This is a genomic window from Methanoculleus sp. DTU007, from assembly GCF_001512385.1.
Lineage (GTDB): Archaea > Halobacteriota > Methanomicrobia > Methanomicrobiales > Methanoculleaceae > Methanoculleus > Methanoculleus thermophilus.
Window position 1 is genome coordinate 105798 of record NZ_LFRO01000038.1, and the last position, 15722, is coordinate 121519.

Annotated in this window: 26 protein-coding genes; 3 read left to right on the forward strand and 23 right to left on the reverse strand. The window is 59.3% G+C overall.

Annotation, left to right across the window (positions count from 1 at the left end; translation table 11 throughout):
* Window positions 1-12: 12 nt before the first annotated feature.
* From ACI94_RS04725 to ACI94_RS04815, 19 genes are all read right to left on the reverse strand, one after another.
* On the reverse strand, window positions 13-363 hold the full coding sequence (locus tag ACI94_RS04725; protein ID WP_286681155.1) for an RNA polymerase Rpb4 family protein: 351 nt from the start codon (window positions 361-363) through the stop codon (window positions 13-15).
* A gap of 21 nt (window positions 364-384) precedes the next feature.
* Window positions 385-678, reverse strand: coding sequence for a 50S ribosomal protein L21e (locus ACI94_RS04730; RefSeq protein WP_066956526.1), 294 nt, complete (start codon window positions 676-678; stop codon window positions 385-387).
* A gap of 2 nt (window positions 679-680) precedes the next feature.
* Window positions 681-1919, reverse strand: coding sequence for a tRNA pseudouridine(54/55) synthase Pus10 (locus ACI94_RS04735; RefSeq protein WP_066956523.1), 1239 nt, complete (start codon window positions 1917-1919; stop codon window positions 681-683).
* A complete protein-coding gene (trmY, locus tag ACI94_RS04740) occupies window positions 1907-2488 on the reverse strand; it encodes a tRNA (pseudouridine(54)-N(1))-methyltransferase TrmY (protein ID WP_066956520.1) in 582 nt (193 codons plus the stop codon). The genes ACI94_RS04735 and trmY overlap by 13 nt, the downstream gene beginning before the upstream one ends.
* Complete coding sequence (locus ACI94_RS04745; RefSeq protein ID WP_273259192.1) at window positions 2485-3816, reverse strand: signal recognition particle protein Srp54; 1332 nt, start codon at window positions 3814-3816, stop codon at window positions 2485-2487. Before ACI94_RS04745 ends, trmY begins: the two co-directional genes overlap by 4 nt.
* Window positions 3816-4907: a signal recognition particle-docking protein FtsY gene (ftsY, locus tag ACI94_RS04750; protein ID WP_286681156.1), complete on the reverse strand. Its 1092-nt coding sequence runs from the start codon at window positions 4905-4907 to the stop codon at window positions 3816-3818. Before ftsY ends, ACI94_RS04745 begins: the two co-directional genes overlap by 1 nt.
* Window positions 4907-5365 carry a prefoldin subunit alpha gene (pfdA, locus tag ACI94_RS04755; RefSeq protein WP_224732729.1) on the reverse strand — a complete coding sequence of 153 codons (459 nt, stop codon included), beginning with the start codon at window positions 5363-5365 and terminating at the stop codon, window positions 4907-4909. Before pfdA ends, ftsY begins: the two co-directional genes overlap by 1 nt.
* Entirely contained in the window at window positions 5358-5549 is a 192-nt protein-coding gene (gene rpl18a, locus ACI94_RS04760) for a 50S ribosomal protein L18Ae (protein ID WP_066956510.1), read from the reverse strand. The genes pfdA and rpl18a overlap by 8 nt, the downstream gene beginning before the upstream one ends.
* Window positions 5550-5556: 7 nt before the next feature.
* Window positions 5557-6219 carry a translation initiation factor IF-6 gene (locus ACI94_RS04765; RefSeq protein ID WP_066956507.1) on the reverse strand — a complete coding sequence of 221 codons (663 nt, stop codon included), beginning with the start codon at window positions 6217-6219 and terminating at the stop codon, window positions 5557-5559.
* 1 nt (window position 6220) lies between these two features.
* Window positions 6221-6484 (reverse strand): 50S ribosomal protein L31e, encoded by a 264-nt coding sequence (locus ACI94_RS04770; protein ID WP_066956505.1) that lies wholly within the window; start codon window positions 6482-6484, stop codon window positions 6221-6223.
* Between the two features lie 4 nt (window positions 6485-6488).
* Window positions 6489-6641 (reverse strand): 50S ribosomal protein L39e, encoded by a 153-nt coding sequence (locus tag ACI94_RS04775; protein ID WP_083524776.1) that lies wholly within the window; start codon window positions 6639-6641, stop codon window positions 6489-6491.
* A gap of 20 nt (window positions 6642-6661) precedes the next feature.
* Complete coding sequence (locus tag ACI94_RS04780) at window positions 6662-7252, reverse strand: asparagine synthase-related protein (RefSeq protein ID WP_066956502.1); 591 nt, start codon at window positions 7250-7252, stop codon at window positions 6662-6664.
* Window positions 7252-7590: a DNA-binding protein gene (locus tag ACI94_RS04785; protein ID WP_066956499.1), complete on the reverse strand. Its 339-nt coding sequence runs from the start codon at window positions 7588-7590 to the stop codon at window positions 7252-7254. The genes ACI94_RS04780 and ACI94_RS04785 overlap by 1 nt, the downstream gene beginning before the upstream one ends.
* A gap of 19 nt (window positions 7591-7609) precedes the next feature.
* Complete coding sequence (locus tag ACI94_RS04790) at window positions 7610-8059, reverse strand: 30S ribosomal protein S19e (protein WP_066956497.1); 450 nt, start codon at window positions 8057-8059, stop codon at window positions 7610-7612.
* Window positions 8060-8131: 72 nt separating this feature from the next.
* Window positions 8132-8371, reverse strand: a complete 240-nt coding sequence (locus tag ACI94_RS04795; RefSeq protein ID WP_066956494.1) for a YhbY family RNA-binding protein — start codon at window positions 8369-8371, stop codon at window positions 8132-8134.
* Window positions 8368-8685, reverse strand: coding sequence for a ribonuclease P protein component 4 (locus ACI94_RS04800; RefSeq protein ID WP_083524775.1), 318 nt, complete (start codon window positions 8683-8685; stop codon window positions 8368-8370). Before ACI94_RS04800 ends, ACI94_RS04795 begins: the two co-directional genes overlap by 4 nt.
* A 68-nt stretch (window positions 8686-8753) precedes the next feature.
* Window positions 8754-9380, reverse strand: coding sequence for a phosphoribosylglycinamide formyltransferase (purN, locus tag ACI94_RS04805; protein ID WP_066956491.1), 627 nt, complete (start codon window positions 9378-9380; stop codon window positions 8754-8756).
* A gap of 21 nt (window positions 9381-9401) precedes the next feature.
* Complete coding sequence (locus tag ACI94_RS04810; RefSeq protein WP_273259191.1) at window positions 9402-10682, reverse strand: hemolysin family protein; 1281 nt, start codon at window positions 10680-10682, stop codon at window positions 9402-9404.
* Between the two features lie 95 nt (window positions 10683-10777).
* The gene (locus ACI94_RS04815) at window positions 10778-11602 is read right to left on the reverse strand and encodes a sugar phosphate isomerase/epimerase (protein ID WP_066956485.1); all 825 of its coding nucleotides are present in this window, start codon (window positions 11600-11602) and stop codon (window positions 10778-10780) included.
* A gap of 39 nt (window positions 11603-11641) precedes the next feature.
* Here ACI94_RS04815 and xseA point away from each other — a divergent pair, with 39 nt between their 5' ends.
* Window positions 11642-12889 carry an exodeoxyribonuclease VII large subunit gene (gene xseA, locus ACI94_RS04820; RefSeq protein ID WP_273259190.1) on the forward strand — a complete coding sequence of 416 codons (1248 nt, stop codon included), beginning with the start codon at window positions 11642-11644 and terminating at the stop codon, window positions 12887-12889.
* The gene (gene xseB, locus ACI94_RS04825; RefSeq protein ID WP_066956479.1) at window positions 12873-13058 is read left to right on the forward strand and encodes an exodeoxyribonuclease VII small subunit; all 186 of its coding nucleotides are present in this window, start codon (window positions 12873-12875) and stop codon (window positions 13056-13058) included. The genes xseA and xseB overlap by 17 nt, the downstream gene beginning before the upstream one ends.
* Here xseB and ACI94_RS04830 read toward each other — a convergent pair.
* The 4 genes from ACI94_RS04830 to ACI94_RS04845 form a co-directional block, all read right to left on the reverse strand.
* A complete protein-coding gene (locus tag ACI94_RS04830; protein ID WP_286681157.1) occupies window positions 13033-13737 on the reverse strand; it encodes a sensor histidine kinase KdpD in 705 nt (234 codons plus the stop codon). The two genes, xseB and ACI94_RS04830, sit on opposite strands and share 26 nt — an antisense overlap.
* 31 nt (window positions 13738-13768) lie before the next feature.
* A complete protein-coding gene (locus ACI94_RS04835) occupies window positions 13769-14023 on the reverse strand; it encodes a PAS domain-containing protein (RefSeq protein ID WP_286681158.1) in 255 nt (84 codons plus the stop codon).
* Window positions 14020-14622 carry a PAS domain-containing protein gene (locus ACI94_RS04840; RefSeq protein ID WP_083524774.1) on the reverse strand — a complete coding sequence of 201 codons (603 nt, stop codon included), beginning with the start codon at window positions 14620-14622 and terminating at the stop codon, window positions 14020-14022. Before ACI94_RS04840 ends, ACI94_RS04835 begins: the two co-directional genes overlap by 4 nt.
* Window positions 14623-14733: 111 nt before the next feature.
* A complete protein-coding gene (locus ACI94_RS04845) occupies window positions 14734-15168 on the reverse strand; it encodes a DUF371 domain-containing protein (protein ID WP_066956464.1) in 435 nt (144 codons plus the stop codon).
* Window positions 15169-15201: 33 nt separating this feature from the next.
* Between ACI94_RS04845 and ACI94_RS04850 the strand changes: the two genes are divergently transcribed.
* Window positions 15202-15722 (forward strand): HVO_0476 family zinc finger protein (locus ACI94_RS04850; RefSeq protein WP_286681159.1); only part of this gene is annotated, 521 nt, incomplete at its 3' end.

Consider the following 15722-nt stretch of genomic DNA (forward strand, 5'->3'; position numbering starts at 1 on the left):
CACCCTCTTCGCTCAGAAGTGGGTCATTACCAGGTCGAGGATCTCGTCGAGCTCTTCCGTCGTAAGGTTGAAACGTTCTTTGGCGTAGATTGCACGGAGTTCGTCCCGGGTCCGGGGCATCAGGTTTGCAATGCGGTAAGCGATATCCTCCTTCATCTTCTCGAGCTTCATCAGCTCGTCGACGAGAGCGCGGGCCTTCTCGGCGGAGGTTTTAGAGAGGTGATTGGCATGCTCGATACTCTTACGGAGTTCGTAGAACATCTCATCTCCAGACTCGAGCCGGGCTGCCTCCACGGAAAGGAGAACATCACGTAACTCGGGGAGTAGCATCCGCTCTTCACTGATGATTCGTTTTACCTTCATGCCAATCACTGCTGTTGAGAATTATACCTTCTGCGCTTTTAGATGTTGCGGTCTCGCAATCACCTGTTTCATCGAATCTCCATCCCGGATCTCGAGCACCCATGCGCGTCCGCGCTGTCCGATGACCGTGCCGGTCTTCCCGTGGAATCTCCGGTGGGGCATGCCCTTCTGGACACTCGGCTCGACCACAACGTGCACTTTCTGCCCGATCTCAAAATTCTGGATCACCGAGGTTACCGGTGGAATACCGCGTTTTCGGAGGTCCTTCTTGAACTTATACCGCGTCTTTCTGCGTGGTCCATTGTGTTGTGCCATAATTACTCACCATACTCATTCGCTGTTTCGACCAGCACCACATCGAGGCTGACAACACGTGCGGTGCGCCCCAGGATCTGGGCGAGGCTGGGCTGGGTTCTGCCGTTGTCACCCGATACCAGTTCCTTGATGTAGAGGCCTGCTTCACCGACGACTTCAATCCAGTATCCATCGTCGTCTCTCCCCGTACACTGGATATCGAGGACCTGCCGTTCCCGAACTTTATCTGCCCGTCGGTGTGACACCCGCGTAGGGGTGCGCTGTCGTATTGTTACACCTTTTAACTGATCGAGGGCCGTCCTGAGCTCATCTGGGGCCACAGGGCCGTCGATCTCGACCAGGATCCTGTATTTTTTATGCGCCTTGTCGGACTTAAGACTTTGCACCGTCTTCCGATCTGCCCATCCGGTCAGATGGACCGCCACCCTGCCCGCGGCACTTCTGTTGATCTCTTCCTCAAGCAGTGCAAGGTCCACGGAGCGTTTCCTGGGCGCTTCCACTTCCATCACAAAGGGGCGCCCAGAACCGAGCATCCGTGCATCGATATCCTCCCGACCAGCACCGTGCAGAACGGCGTTCTCCGCCTCGAAGGCCTCCATCACCGGTCGGCCGATCAGTTCCTCGACAGAATCGACGTACTGCTTCCCGGTGAAGTTGCACTTCTCGCATCCGGCCCCGCGGCATGCACGGCAATCCCAGTGAGTCTGCGGGATGCCTCGCTCGTACTTCAGATACCGGCCGAAGAAGAAGACCGGGTTGACCTGTATCTCGACCGAGTCTTCTGCAAGATCGAGGATCGCAACGATGTCGGGGCGTTTGAGGTCGGCCGTCTTCCCGGTGAGAGCCGATACGGCCTTTCCTACTTCCCGATTCATCTCCGCCTTCATCGGCTCGGGGTCACGGAGGGAGAGATCGCTCCAGACCATCTCCTCGCTCTCCGCGGCGATCGGCGGCACCTTTGTGCCGACAAGAAACGTCTCGAACTCGATCCCGGCAAGAGCCTCCACGATCCTCTCGGCCCAGGCATCGATGCGAGAGAGTTCGCCCCCGCAGATCCAGCACGAATCCGGATCAGGCTCGTGGTGCGGCACGTTTGCCGCTATCTCGTAGGCGATCCGGAGCGCCCTGCCCCGCTCATCATTCGTCAGTCCAAACGACCGCTTACCGAAGAACCGCCCAAGACAGTGGTTGCAGATCTCGCCGTATCCAAGAATTGCTTCAACCTCTTCTATGATACCCATCCGGATTCCCTCCGATCCATCTCGTTTAAGAGGACGGTAATAGCATGATCGGCATGCAGCGACCGTGGTCCCACCGAGTAGCGGGAGTACCCTTCGATCATCTCCTGCTCCTCTGGGGTGAAGTTGAGGTGGTCTGAGAGAAGATATGACTCCGGGAGAACCGGGGCCGTCCTGACATCCTCTCCCGCCTCGTCAAGGACCGCAAACGGGATCTCGGCAAGGAGCCGCGAAAGCCCACCGCGACGGACGTAGACGCCCGGAGTCGACTCCCGAAACTCGTCGCCGCAGGGGATCGAGAGCGCCTTCTTGATCAGGGCGGCGCTGCTCCGCTCATCCGGCGAGAGGTAGCGGACAACGCTGCCCCGGAAGAGGACGGTCTTTTCTGGCCCGGGCTCTCCACAGAGAATAAGATAGCACTCGACGTCGCGCCGCAGATCGTGTGAGAGGAAGAACGAGGAGTTGACAGAGCGGCAGAGGACGTCCATCCTCCCGCCGCTTCCAGGAAGATCGTTGAGGCTGAAGTTGCCGCTTGTTGCGGCAAGATGCCCCACGATGGCGAATCGCTTCATCTGCTGGGTCCGCCGAACTTCTTTAACATGCGCTGCATGTTGAACCTGCCGCCGCTCATGCCCCGCATGCCCTTCAAGGCCCGCTGCATGATCTTGTAGTACTTGATGAGATCCCTGACGTCCTCGGGCGCCACCCCGGCGCCGCGTGCGATCCGCTGGACCCGGGAGCCCCCGATGATCGAGGGATCATCGAGTTCCGAAGGAGTCATCGAGTCCATGATCACCTTGTAGCGCTGCATCTTGGTGCTGGTGATATCGTAAGCTTCATCGGGGATCTGCATGCCGCCGAGCGGGAGCATGCTCATGATCTGCTTTAAGGGCCCCATCTTGTTTAAGGCCTCGAGCTGCTTGTACATATCCCGGAGCGTGAACCGGCCCTTGAGGATAGCGTTGACGTCGAGATCCTCAGCCGAGACCGCCTCTTCCGCCCGCTCAACGAGGGCTTTTAAGTCTCCCATTCCAAGCAGCCGGGAGATGAACCCGTCAGGGTCGAACCGTTCAAGGTCCTCGATCGTCTCCCCGCTCCCGATGAAGACGATGCCGCTCTGCGTCTCGGCAACCGCCGAGAGAGCGCCGCCACCCTTTGCCGTGCCGTCCATCTTGGTGACGAGGACACCGTCGATCCCGATCGCCTCGTGGAACCGGCGGGCCTGTTCGCTTGCCTGTTGACCGAGCGCCGCATCGATCACGAGCCACCTGTGGTCGGCGTGCGAGATCTCATTGATGTTGATGATCTCCTCGATCAGGTTCTCCTCAAGGGCGTGCCGTCCTTGAGTATCGATGATGATCACTTCATAGAGCTTGCGGAACTTAGGGAGCCCTTCCCGGACGATCTTGAGTGCGTCGGGCTCCTTCGGATCACCGTAACAGGGGACGCTGATCCGATCGCAGAGGGTCTTTAACTGCTCATACGCTCCCGGTCGGAAGGTGTCTGCACAGATCACGCCGACCCGGAGCCCTTTGCGCTGGAAGTAGCGGGCGAGTTTTGCCGTCGTCGTGGTCTTGCCGCTCCCCTGCAGACCAGCCATCAGGATCGTCTGGGGTTCAAGCGTCACCTCTCCGGGCTTTCCCATCAGCCGGACCAGTTCCTGGTAGACGATCCGGAGAACGTGCTCCCGAACCCCCATGCCCTTCGGGGGCTCCTCTTCGAGGGCACGCTGCTTGATCGCCTGGGAGAGTTGCATCACAAGTTTGACGTTGACGTCGGCTGAGAGGAGCGCTCTCTGCAGATCACGCACCAGTTCGTCGACCGCAGCCCGATCGATCACCGTCTTACCGGCGAGCCTCTTGACCGCATCCTTTAGGGAGGTGCCAAGGTTATCGAGCATCAGACCTCACCCCCAAGGAGCTCGTCGACCACAACGCTGGGGTTAAACGGCATGATGTCGTCATAGCCCTGACCGGTCCCGAGGAAGAGGATGGGTTTGCCCACCGTGTGAGCGATCGATATTGCCGCACCGCCCTTGGGGTCCATGTCCGCCTTCGTCAGGACGACCGCATCGGTCCCGACGGTCTTGTTGAACTCGTCGGCGCGGATGACCGCATCATTCCCGGCCACCGCCTCATCGACGTAGACGACAAGGTCGGGCTTCATGACCCGGCGGATCTTTCCGAGCTGGTTCATGAGGTTTGCCCGGTTATGGAACCGCCCGGCGGTATCGGCGAGGACGACATCGATATTGTGCGCCTTCGCGTATTGGACCGCATCAAAGAGGACCGCTGAAGGGTCGGCGCCGTCCTGGTGCTGGATCGTCTTGATGCCAAGACGGTCTGCATGGGTCCGGATCTGCTCGATCGCACCCGCGCGGAACGTGTCGCCCGCACCGATCACGACGGAAAACCCGTTCTTCTGAAGGTAATGCCCGACCTTCGCAACAGTTGTAGTCTTTCCGGTTCCGTTCACTCCGGTAAAGAGGATCTTCACCGGACGCTCATGCTCACGGATGTAGGTGCAGAGGTCAAGACCCTCACCCAGAACGCCACAGAGTGCGGACCGCAGGGTTGAGACGACCAGGCCGTCGATCGACGAGCCGATCTTTCTATGCCGGCCCACAAGGTCGGTGCGCATACGGGTGATGATCTCGTCCGTGACCGGGAGGGCGACGTCGTTCTCGAGGAGAGTCATCTCAAGTTCAAGAAGAGGCTCCTCGATATCCTTCTCCTGGATAAGGACCTCCCGTTCGCGGACGAGAACCTTCAGCCTGTTGAAAAGTGTAGGTTCCTCCCGCTTCTCCTCCGGCACACTCTCTGCGGGGGCCGTCGGTTCGGGAGAGGACTGGGCGGGGGGCTGGACGGGTTTTGCAGCCTCCGGTAGCGCCGGCTGTTCAATAGCCGCCGGCTCCGGACCGGCGACCTCCTCGATTCTTGAGGTAAACTTAGTCTTAATATTCTGAAGTTTTTTCTTTAATGAATCGAACATTATGAACTTCCGCTCTGGCCTGCCTGAGCCTGCCGGGCTCCCCGGTAGGCCGCCTCAAGGCGGCGGGAGATCTCCGTTGCCTGCCCCTGCAATTGTTCAACCGAACCTGCGACCTTCTTTCCAAGCGCTTCAAGCTCGGTGATTCGATCCTCCAGATACTCAACCGCCTCCGCACTGGCACGTTCGACAGAGACGTCGGCCCCGATGTTCACGATTGCATGCCCGGCGTCAAGCACCTTCACCCGGAGGTGAGCGCCGCCCCCGATTGGGAGAAGAAGCGTGGCATCCCCGTTCTCCTGAAGGGCACGAAGGGTCTCGACGGCGGCGGCTGCCTCAAGTCGCTGCTGCTCGATCATCGAGAGTTGCTGCGTCAGAATCTCGATCTGCTGCCCGTACTCATTTAAGTACATCTGGAGGGTCTGTATCTCGCGAGGATCTGCCTGGTCCACGTTATTCACCAGTTACTACGTTAACCGACTCGATGGTGATATAACTTCTCTTCAAGCGGTGTTTGCTTCCAATCTCAGTGAAAATTCTCTCTCTTGCCTGGTTCTCGTTTGGGGCCGCGACAACCTTACGGTACGGTCTCCACTCTTTGTTGATCATGCACGCGCCCACAACTTCAAATGTCTGGTTCTCCATGACTGACTCACTCCAAAAACCCAAAGACTTCTTCTATCCGTCCCAGCTCAAACCCGGTCGTGGCGGAGCCTGCAATGTACCCCTTGCTGTTCGCAAGAAGTCCGGTACCCACAAGCCCCGTACCCATGTTGACGGAACCAAGACCAATCGGGAGGTCGACAACCCGTTCGAGGGCGGCGATCTCCGTATCGTTGGCTCTCGGGTGGACGAGGATCCCCTTATTCGTCGCATGCCCGGCCATACCGACGGTCTTGATGCCTCCAAGTGAGAGCCGGATCACCGGCACCCCAAGGAACGACCCGATCTCCTCGGCGATGTCGATGCTCATATCGGGATGGACGGCGGCAACATAGTCGTTTGCGAGGATCACGTTGCCGGCCGCGTTCATGGAGCCTTCGAGCAGCATGATGTCGCGATAATCACCAAGAACAGCCAGTTCATCGTCGTCGGCAAGACCGCTGACGATCAGACCCTGGCTGTTTCCCGCAACAAGCGACCCGATAATGTTGCTTCCCTGGATAGTAGTGGTCACGATATCGACATCGAGGTCTCGCACGAGAGCCTCGGTGAACTCCGCCGGCGCCCCGGGATATACGATCGCGATATCCTCAAAGACGCGGGCGTAGACACCAATGTTCGGATCGCCGGCGAGATCGATCGTTCCTGTCATTTCACTCCTCGGCGAGCTCGGCCTGGACCTGCCCATCCTCGAACTTCATCGCACGGACGCGAATCTTTCGCGGGGGCTTGGAATTACCGTGCTCCCAGACCTTCTCGTTGATGCTCTTATCCAGTTTGACGTCCTCGCTCTTCATGTGCCGGGCAAGGAACGCCCTGATGTCCTTAATTGCGGTGTTGCTTCGCTTCCAGCGGGGTGCACGCTTCACCTCGCGGAGAGGGATGATATAGATATGCTCCTTCAATGCCTCTGCCATAGCCTTACACCTTTAACGTACTCCGTCTCCAGTTGCGCCGCTTGGGATGCGACACGACTGCACGGTTGGTCCTGATCATCACCCATGCCGGCACGCGGCGATTCTGCTCGCATGCCTTCGCCAGCCGGATCTTCCGGCCCTTCATCAACTTGCTCATAACTCTCACTCTTATAACTTTCAGGTCTCCCTCATCCCAACCACCAGCGACTGTTGGTGGTTGGGAGGAAAGAGAGGAGCCGGATCGATGCCGCGAGCGCGAATCGCGCTGCGGATCTCCTGCTCGTAGTCACCGTTCTCGATCGTGCCCGTCTCTCCGTAGCGGATCACAAACAACCTTTTCGCGAGGCGTTCAACCTCCTGTTTCCCGTAGCCGAGGAGCGGCCGGACGTAGGAGTGGCCGCTCGTCATCTCCAGGCGCTGCACATCGGAGCGCTCGAGTCGGGGGACCCGGTCCTCCCGGCGAGTGCCGTCGCCGACCACTTCGTACTCATGCAGGAGGGTCTCAACAGCCTTCCGGTGGACCATATTGATCGCGTCGTTCGGGTAGCCGCACGAGAGGATCAGATCGACGGCCTCGTCAAGGACGTCTCTCCCGAGCACCCTTCTCTTGAAGGGAAGGTTTAAGGCGGCTGCTACAGCCTGCACCGCCGGAACCTCACGGTCAGGGTCGAATACGCAGGTATTCAGTTCCACGTCGTAGTCGCGCGCAAGCATGATCGCCGCGAGCGAACTGTCTTTCCCTCCCGAGAAGAGCACACCCGCTTTCATTACTTTCGTGTAATCCGAAACTCTCTTTTGGACGGCGTCAACTGGCTGAGCAGGGCTTTTAACTGCTCATCGGTGATCCGCTGTCGGATACGGCCGCTCTGAGCCAGCATTACCAGTTGCTGCTCGACCGCCTTCGCAAAATCCGGCCGGGTCAACTTGATGGTATTGAGTCTCTCTCTCGCTTCGGGTTCGAGGATCTCCATGAGCATGACGCGGATCTGCGACTCGATCTGCCGCTGGCGCTCCATCTCCTCCTCGGCTGCCTGTTGTTCCATCGCCTGCCGTTGGAGTTGTTCCATCCTCCGGCGGCGGAGGTCCGCGAGTTCGTCGTCTACCATCAGTTACACCCTCAGTCGGTTAGTATCGGGCAAGTCCCGGGGCAGTCTCGGCAGCCTGGGCCTTCAGACTGTTTGCGACGTTGTCAAGGAACGATCTCCCGGCAGGGGTAACCACGCGCCCCTCAGTTGTGTGGGAGACGTACCCGGCAGCTTCGAGCTGCTGGAAAACCTTTCGGACAATGGAGCCGCTTCCCCGCCGGAACTGATTGGGAGCCGAGCCCCGGTCGCGTTTGCCGCCGTAGGCGGAACGCATCCTCTGGATCCCCACCGGGCCATCAGTATATATACGCCGGAAGATCGCCGCCGCACGCACGTACCACCAGTCTTCATTCTCGGGGGGCATCTCTCTGTGTACCCCCGTCTTCGCAAAAGCGGCCCAGTCAGGGGGCTGAATCTGCGGATTTTTCTTGAGTTCTTCTGCCACCTGCCGAATAAGCATCTCGGCAGGGATGTCATATACGGTCGTCATAGATGAACCTCACTATCGCTAACAGTCTTTACATATTCGTCCAGTGATGTTTTATATATTTCGAGATTCCCGTCAGGAAGATCGACGACGGCGCTCCGCGAGGACGAGGGTCCTCCCTCGGACCTCGAGGAGAACCGCGTCGGTTGAGACCGCTACCTTCTCGGGATCAACCTCGGTATTCCTGAGCCAGCGGACCTTGACGATCTTGCGATCTTTAAGCTGGCGCCGAATCTCATCGATCATGACGTTTGTGATGCCGCGCTTGCCGATCCAGACAGTTGGCTTGATATCCTGATACGATTCCCTGCTCATTCTTGAGGCCTCCCCACCGGATACCGTGACCGGTGTCCACAGGTAAGGCAGGTGACGATCACGTTTCCGCGGTGGATTCTGATTCGGGCGTTCGAACCCGGCACCAGGTACGCGTTGCACCGGCGACAGAACCGGCGCTTCAGCGGGCGCTCAATCCGAACCCGGTGGCGCATACCGATCTTGCGCGCGAGTTCGACGCAACGGTTGCTCCAGGCGGGATTTTCAGGGTAAAACTCCGCCGCACGCGCAAAGAGGAGAGCGATCCTCTCGCGGGCGAGTCTCCGAGAGCCCGATCTTCGTGTAGTGTCTGCCATGATCCGTTCCCATCAAATTGCGGGTTTTGAGGTTGGGGGCGGGAGAATATAAGAGTTTGATCTTCGGGTCATCGGATCCGCACCCGGCGGCCGATTACCTCGAGTCGGTCCTCACAGAAGAGTTTTACAGCGAGGGGGAGGGCTTTATGCTCTTCCACCAGGATCCGTTCGGCGAGCGTCGACTCGTCGTCGTCCTGAAGGACCGGGACACACCGCTGAACGACGATGGGCCCTGTATCCATCCCCTCATCCACGAGATGGACAGTGCAGCCCGCAATCTTTACTCCATACTCAATCGCCTGCCGCTGCGCGTGCAGGCCGGCAAATGCCGGGAGTAGAGCAGGGTGAATATTCATCATCCTGCCCGAGAACTCGTGGACAATCTCGGCGCCCAGGATCCGCATGTAACCGGCAAGGACAAAGAGATCCGCACGGCAACTCTTCATTGCGGAAAGGAGCGCCTCCTCATAGGCGGCCTTCGAGGGGAACCGCGCGTACTCGACAACCGTCACCGGGATGCCGGCGGCTTTTGCCCGCTCGATCGCGTATGCCCGGGGGTTATCGGTGATAAGGCCAACGCAGACCGCCGGAATATCCCCGGCAGCGATTGCATCGATCACTGCCTGAAAGTTCGATCCTCGCCCTGAGGCAAGTACAGCTACCCTTTTTTTGCTAACGCATATTTCTGGATCCATAGGTCTCGCTCTCCCTACACCTTACCGCGACTCCGTCGGCGGAACCGGTGGACCAATAATCAGTTTCACCTTGACAATCCGTCGGCCCCGCATCTGCATCACCACCAGCGTGACGTTGCTCTCCTCAATCTTGACCACCTCGCCGCGGCGGGGGATATGCCCCAGACGCTCGATGACAAGGCCGCCGATACTCTCATACGTGTCCATCAGCGGAAGATTGAGGTCCAGGTCCTCGTTGAGATGCTCAACCCATGTCCGTGCATCGACCAGGTAGATGCCTTCCTCGAGTTGTTGTACCTCGGGTTCTTCCTCGTCGAACTCGTCCAGAATCTCGCCGACCAGTTCCTCAAGCATATCCTCGACGGTCACTATCCCTGCAAACGATCCGTACTCGTCAAGAACGACGGCCATGTGCTGCTTCTTAACCTGAAGTTCTTTTAAGAGTTCATCGATCTTCTTGCTCTCGGGGATGAAATAGGGTTCATACATCAGGTCACGGATCGTCGCGCTCGTCTGCTGGCGAAAGACCGCCGAAAAGACATCTTTTACATTCAAGAGACCGACGATATTATCGATCCGCTCATGATATACCGGGATCCGTGAGAATCCCGTCTCGTTGAAGATGGCAAGCGCGCTCTCGAGTGTGGCGGTATCCTCGATCATGACGACATCGACACGCGGCGTCATCACTTCACGGGCGGTCGTATCTCCAAAACGCAATACGGAGTAGAGCATATCGCGCTCCTCCTCCTCGATCGTCCCCTCCTCCTCACCGACGTCAATCCATTCCTTGATCTCCTCCTCGGTGACGACCGGCTCGGTCACGCCGGGCCTGAAGGCAAACTGCTGCTCGATGCGGTCCGTGACCCAGAGCACCGGGTAGAGCAACTTCGAGAAGAAGAGGATGGGACGGCTCACACGAAGCGCCAGCTCCTCGGTATACCGGGAGGCGTACATCTTCGGGCCGATCTCGCCGGAGACGAGCACCAGGACGGCCGCAACAACGAGACCTACAGCGATACCGAGGTTGCCGTAAAGGGTTATGCCGATCGCGGTTGCAAGCGATGCTACGGCCACATTGGCGATGGTACTCCCGATCAAGGTGGTGATCTGGATGGCATCGGTCGACCGCTTCAGTGTATCGAGTGCTTTCGCTCCCTTCCGGCCCTGACTCTGGAGTGCATGGACTTTTGCCCGCGTGATTGAGATAAGAGCAACTTCAGAACTCGAGAAGAAGCCCGAAAAGAGCAAAGCGGCAATAAATAAAACAACTTCCACTATTAAGAGATCTATAACTACCATTCGCTCCACGCCGCATTAAGCGGCTGAATCCAGCATTGATTATTTTTGGGGGTTATATGAATTATGTTGCAGGCAGATGTTATAAAACCAGCGCTTCACGAGAATATCTCCTGAAGTGCCCTCAATTCTCGTGAGAGAAGCACAATCTTCTCTTCTGATGAGAGTGCTCCTGAAAAGACCATATCCTCAAGCTCCAGGGTGAGGTATCCGGTGTAGCCCCGGTCGGCAAGATCTGCAAGCACCCGTTGTGCAGCCGGATCGTCATGAATGGGGTGATGGGGGCGGCCATTTGCCCCAAGTGCGCTGACGTGAACGTTTACCATCCGATCGATGCAGAGGTCAATGAACCGGTCCACCTCTCCGCGGGACGCCATCATGGCATGCCCCATATCGAGCGTGAACCAGAGCCAGGGTTCCCGATCGAGGACCTCTCGAGCGTCCTCTGCCTTATAGAGCATGGCGTTGACCCGGGGCTCAAGGTTCTCGATTGCCACCTTCACCCTCGTCTCCTCGGCAATATCCCGGATCTGGGCGATATAAGCCTCGAATCGTCGGTAGTCATAGGCGCTCGGGTCCCGCTTTGCTGTCCTCCTCCCAGGGTGGATTGTGACGACGCCGGCACCAATTCGGTCCGCCATCCAGACAGCTTCCACAGTATACTTCACCGAGATCTCGGCCACCTTCGGGTTGATAGAACAAGGATTCAGGTCGAGCGAGGGGGCATGGACGGTGATCGGAGAGAGTTCCGGATGATCGGCAACGCATCGGGAAAGATCATCCAGAGGAGCGCCGCGGAGCCAGAAATGAGGGGTCTCGATCCAGAACTCGATGCTGTCCAGTCCTGACTCGGCGACATAGTCAAAGATATCGTCACACGGGTACTCGTGGAAGAACATGGTCGAGACAGCAAAACGGCCCATAACACTAGTTGATATAAACCATAGGTCTAATAGATTGTGATGATGTTGAGCGGCTCTCCCGCCGGCCCGGACCGGTTCGGCACCCCGATCCTCGGGGTTTCGGAGGTATCGGGGCTCATCCGCGACCTCCTCGACGACGATCGCCTGCACGGGATCTGGGTGCGGGGAGAGGTGACCAACTACAAAGACCATACCTCCGGTCACCGCTACTTCTCGCTCTCTGAAGGGACCGGAAGGGAGTCCGCACTGATTAACTGCGTCATGTGGCGGACGTATGCAGCAGGGCTCGGGTTCGAACCAAAAAATGGCATGGACGTCCTCGCCTGGGGGTCCGTGGAGGTCTATGAGCCTCATGGGAAGTATCAGTTGATCGTCCGGGAACTCCTCCCGGCGGGCACCGGTGAACGGCACCTCATGGTCGAGCGCTGGAAGCGGGAGCTCGCCGCCGAAGGGCTCTTTGACCCCGAACGAAGACGACCTCTGCCCCGCTTCCCGCATCGAATCGGCGTGGTCACCTCCCGGACCGGTGCGGCGCTGAAGGATATCCTCACGGTCATCTCGCGCCGGTATCCGGTCGAGGTGGTTCTCTCACCGACGGCCGTCCAGGGCGAGGGGGCGCACATCGAGATCGCGGAGGCGATCCGGCGGGTTGATGGGCTTGTTGATGTGATCATCGTCGGGCGCGGCGGAGGGAGTTTCGAGGACCTCTTCCCCTTCAACCACCCGGAGGTTGTGAGAGCCGTCGCGGCATGCAGGACACCGGTCATCAGCGCCGTCGGGCACGAGGTGGACACCGCCCTCTGCGACTTTGCAGCAGACCTCCGGGCGCCGACCCCGTCGGCAGCCGCCGAACTGGCCGTTCCCGATAGAGAAGAAGTACTCAGGGAAATCTCCGGGTTCCGGGAGAGGATGGAAGCGCTCCTCCTCCACCGCCTCGCCGCTGCACGAAGCGAGGTCGAGGACATCAGAGGGCGGATGCATCCCCGGCGGCTTTCCCGCCGCATCAATGAACGAAGGCAACGCCTCGCCGAGCACGAGGAGATGCTCCGGCGTGCGGCGCTTGCCCGGATTCAGCGAGAGCGAGGCGCACTTGCCGAGGTCAGGGCAAGTCTCGCCGGACAGAATCCGCTCGCCGCCCTCGATCGGGGCTACTGCATCGTCGAGGTGAACGGGAGGGTTGCAAGGAGCGTCCGCGACCTCACACCGGCTGATCGGGTGACTCTGCGGATGAAAGACGGGCGGGCGAGAGCCGCTGTCGAGGAGATAATGTATGACAGAGACCTTTGAAGAGAAACTGGAAGAACTCAGGAAGATCGTCCGAAGACTGGAAGAAGGCGATGCAAGCCTTGAGGAGAGCATCGCAATCTACGAGCGGGGCGCACTCCTCGTGAAGCAGTGCGAAGACCTCCTCACATCAGCCGAGATGAAACTCACCGAGCTCGGCCGGGACCGGTGAACCGGTAGAATCCCGGAGGAATATTGATCTCGAACCGAACGCCGCTCCCGGGCTCGCCGGTCTCGCGTATGGAGATATCGGTGATTGAGAGGATCTCCCGGGCAAGAAAGAGCCCAAACCCGGTCTTCCGCCCAAATCCCCGCTCAAACAACCTTTCCTTCTCGGCATGGGGGATGCCGATGCCGTCGTCCTCGTAGATGATCTTGATCTCCCGGTCCGATACTTCGGGATAGATGCGTATCCGGGAGACGTTGCCCCCATGCCGGAGCGAGTTGTCGATGAGGTTTGCAAATACCCGGGCAATGAGGGGATCGGCATACACCTCCAGGTCATCCGCTTCCATCTCGACGGCGATATCGCCCGGATCGAGCCCCGCCATCGCTTCATGAATGATCCGGGAGAGTGGCTGCCAGACCGGGGAGGCCACGCCGACATCCTGGTACTCCCCGGTGAAGGCCATGCAGCGCTGGATTCCCTGGATGGCCTCCTCCTCTTTTTTGAAATACTCCTGCAACTCCGGGTCGTCCGTCTGTGCCCGGGAGAGATCGAGGTATCCCATGAGTACAGAAAGCAGGTTCAGGATGTCATGCCGGGTCACCTCCGAGAGGAGATTGAGTTTCCGGTTTGCGAGGAGGAGCGCCTCCCGGGCCGCCCGTGCATCGGTGATGTCCCGTCCCACGGACTGATACTCGACGACGGAGCCCTCGTCGTCAAAGAACGCCGTATCGGTCCACTGCTGCCACCGGACCCCCCCCTTCCGGCATGACGACCCGACGTTCGGTGACCGATACCGGGTGGTCCGGGGTGAGGGAGGCAAGGCTCTGCCGGGCCCGGGCCCCATCTTTGGCCACGAGACCGGGGGCATGCCGTCGTCCAACGAGATCCCGGCACGGGATGCCAATGTAGCGGCAGTAGGCCTCGTTTGCGAAGGTGACGGTGCCATCGGGGAGCCAACGGTAGATCAACTCGGCCTGCCCCCCGCGATCGCCCGGTACTCATCTTCGCTCCTCCGGAGGGCCTCCCCCACCTCGCGGCCTGCCGGGATCTCCTGGAACACCCAGATGAGTTCGATAAGGGCGCCGCCGGGACCACGCAATGCCGAGACCGCCGCCGCGACCCGAGCGGCGCCGCCATCGGTTCTCCTGAGGAGAAACTCCTGCCGTCGGAGATCCTCACCACGAGCAAGGGCTGCAACCATAGATCGGAAGACCGGGAGGCTCTCCGGATGGAGGTGTACATCAAGGGAGGAGCCCCGCAAGCGATCGGGGGGGAGATCAAAGAGGCGAGCTGCTGCCGTATTCTCCTCGAGGACAATACCGTCCGGACTGGTGCAGAGGCAGGCGGCCGGATGGTGGAGGAACCGATCGCGATATCGGCGGAATTCGGTGTCGATGCTCCGGATGCTGGAGATCAGAGCATCGATATGAACATAAATCTCCGCCAGGTCCGACCTCTGGAGGAGCACATCTTCCGCACCAGCATCCACCCTGCGAAGACGCAGGCGGCGATCGAGGTCTTCCAGGTGCTCAAGGATCTCTTCGAGCGCCGGGGCAAGCGGTTGCATCTCTCAACCCTCTCCTGCACCGCCAACGCATAAATCTATCCCTGGCGGCATTGCAGTCTCGCACGCCGGCTTTGTGGGGCGTGAATTCACAGTGAGAGAGAACAACCGTGATTAAGAGGTCTCAGGGACCTCCACCTCGAGTTCGACGACCAGTTCCTCCCCTCGCCGGAGTGCCTCGATGAACCCACGGGGGATGGACGCCGCCACCCGGTCGGAGCGGATGCCCACGGTTCGGTCCGAGACAAAATCGCTTCGCCGCCAGACGAGGTCGGAAGGATGGTCCAGAGTGAACGCCGCGCTCCCTCTTGATCGGACCTCGACGGTCTCGTCTCCCACTCTCAGACGAGTCGTGAGCACCGCCCGGTCGTCGGAAAGTAGCGCTTTGAAGCCGGGATCAAGGTCGGCGGCACCTTTGTCGGCCCCGATCCCGATGATGCAGTCCCCGGTCTCGGTCAGCGTCTCGTCTTTCGTCACCTCAAACGTCGTCCGATGGGTTCCCCGGATCAGCGGGTGCCCCCGCGCCCGGACAGTATCCCTCGCCTTCATGCTTAATTAGGAGAGGGATGCTATTGCTAATGAATGATTAGCATCGTTTGCCCCGTCTGTAAAGAGGAGTGCGAACACCAGGTTCTCCGGGAAGCCGCCGAACTGGTGGTGCAGTGCAGCGAGTGCGGCCAGGTTCACCGGATACCAAGGCCCCCCGAGCCCCGGGTCATCACCGTCAAGACGATCGTGAGCCGCGAGACCGAATCAAAGGTCTGCAGCACGGAGATGTTTGAGGGTGAAGTCGTCTCTCTCGGGGACAAGATCGTCGCAGAGTGCGAGGAGGAGGTCCTCGGAGTCGAGGTTACCGGGATCGAGACAGGAGAAAAGAGAGTTCGACAGGCAAAGGCCGAAGAGGTGACGGCCCTCTGGACCCGAGGGATTGAGCAGGTTGTGGTGAGGGCATCCGTCCATACCGGACGCACGACCATTCCGCTCTATCAGACCATGGACGGGGAGGAGGTGCTCGTCGTCGGCGAAGCCTACACCTTCAACGGAAGGCGGATCAGGATCTCGCACATAAAACTCCGCGATGGTCCGGTCATGCGAAAAGAGGG

Excerpts from the sequence above, each read along its gene's own strand:
- ACI94_RS04735 (WP_066956523.1), bottom strand. The coding sequence starts at position 1,919 with ATGGGTATCATAGAAGAGGTTGAAGCAATTCTTGGATACGGCGAGATC.
- ACI94_RS04810 (WP_273259191.1), bottom strand. The coding sequence starts at position 10,682 with ATGGTAGTTATAGATCTCTTAATAGTGGAAGTTGTTTTATTTATTGCC.
- trmY (WP_066956520.1), bottom strand. The coding sequence starts at position 2,488 with ATGAAGCGATTCGCCATCGTGGGGCATCTTGCCGCAACAAGCGGCAAC.
- ACI94_RS04730 (WP_066956526.1), bottom strand. The coding sequence starts at position 678 with ATGGCACAACACAATGGACCACGCAGAAAGACGCGGTATAAGTTCAAG.
- rpl18a (WP_066956510.1), bottom strand. The coding sequence starts at position 5,549 with ATGGAGAACCAGACATTTGAAGTTGTGGGCGCGTGCATGATCAACAAA.
- ACI94_RS04745 (WP_273259192.1), bottom strand. The coding sequence starts at position 3,816 with ATGCTCGATAACCTTGGCACCTCCCTAAAGGATGCGGTCAAGAGGCTC.
- ACI94_RS04780 (WP_066956502.1), bottom strand. The coding sequence starts at position 7,252 with ATGAAAGCGGGTGTGCTCTTCTCGGGAGGGAAAGACAGTTCGCTCGCG.
- ACI94_RS04775 (WP_083524776.1), bottom strand. The coding sequence starts at position 6,641 with ATGAGCAAGTTGATGAAGGGCCGGAAGATCCGGCTGGCGAAGGCATGC.
- ACI94_RS04845 (WP_066956464.1), bottom strand. The coding sequence starts at position 15,168 with ATGAAGGCGAGGGATACTGTCCGGGCGCGGGGGCACCCGCTGATCCGG.
- ACI94_RS04840 (WP_083524774.1), bottom strand. The coding sequence starts at position 14,622 with ATGCAACCGCTTGCCCCGGCGCTCGAAGAGATCCTTGAGCACCTGGAA.
- ACI94_RS04770 (WP_066956505.1), bottom strand. The coding sequence starts at position 6,484 with ATGGCAGAGGCATTGAAGGAGCATATCTATATCATCCCTCTCCGCGAG.
- xseB (WP_066956479.1), top strand. The coding sequence starts at position 12,873 with ATGACAGAGACCTTTGAAGAGAAACTGGAAGAACTCAGGAAGATCGTC.
- ACI94_RS04725 (WP_286681155.1), bottom strand. The coding sequence starts at position 363 with ATGAAGGTAAAACGAATCATCAGTGAAGAGCGGATGCTACTCCCCGAG.
- ACI94_RS04765 (WP_066956507.1), bottom strand. The coding sequence starts at position 6,219 with ATGACAGGAACGATCGATCTCGCCGGCGATCCGAACATTGGTGTCTAC.
- purN (WP_066956491.1), bottom strand. The coding sequence starts at position 9,380 with ATGGATCCAGAAATATGCGTTAGCAAAAAAAGGGTAGCTGTACTTGCC.
- ACI94_RS04800 (WP_083524775.1), bottom strand. The coding sequence starts at position 8,685 with ATGGCAGACACTACACGAAGATCGGGCTCTCGGAGACTCGCCCGCGAG.
- ACI94_RS04795 (WP_066956494.1), bottom strand. The coding sequence starts at position 8,371 with ATGAGCAGGGAATCGTATCAGGATATCAAGCCAACTGTCTGGATCGGC.
- ACI94_RS04785 (WP_066956499.1), bottom strand. The coding sequence starts at position 7,590 with ATGGTAGACGACGAACTCGCGGACCTCCGCCGCCGGAGGATGGAACAA.
- xseA (WP_273259190.1), top strand. The coding sequence starts at position 11,642 with ATGATGTTGAGCGGCTCTCCCGCCGGCCCGGACCGGTTCGGCACCCCG.
- ACI94_RS04815 (WP_066956485.1), bottom strand. The coding sequence starts at position 11,602 with ATGGGCCGTTTTGCTGTCTCGACCATGTTCTTCCACGAGTACCCGTGT.
- ACI94_RS04790 (WP_066956497.1), bottom strand. The coding sequence starts at position 8,059 with ATGACGACCGTATATGACATCCCTGCCGAGATGCTTATTCGGCAGGTG.
- ftsY (WP_286681156.1), bottom strand. The coding sequence starts at position 4,907 with ATGTTCGATTCATTAAAGAAAAAACTTCAGAATATTAAGACTAAGTTT.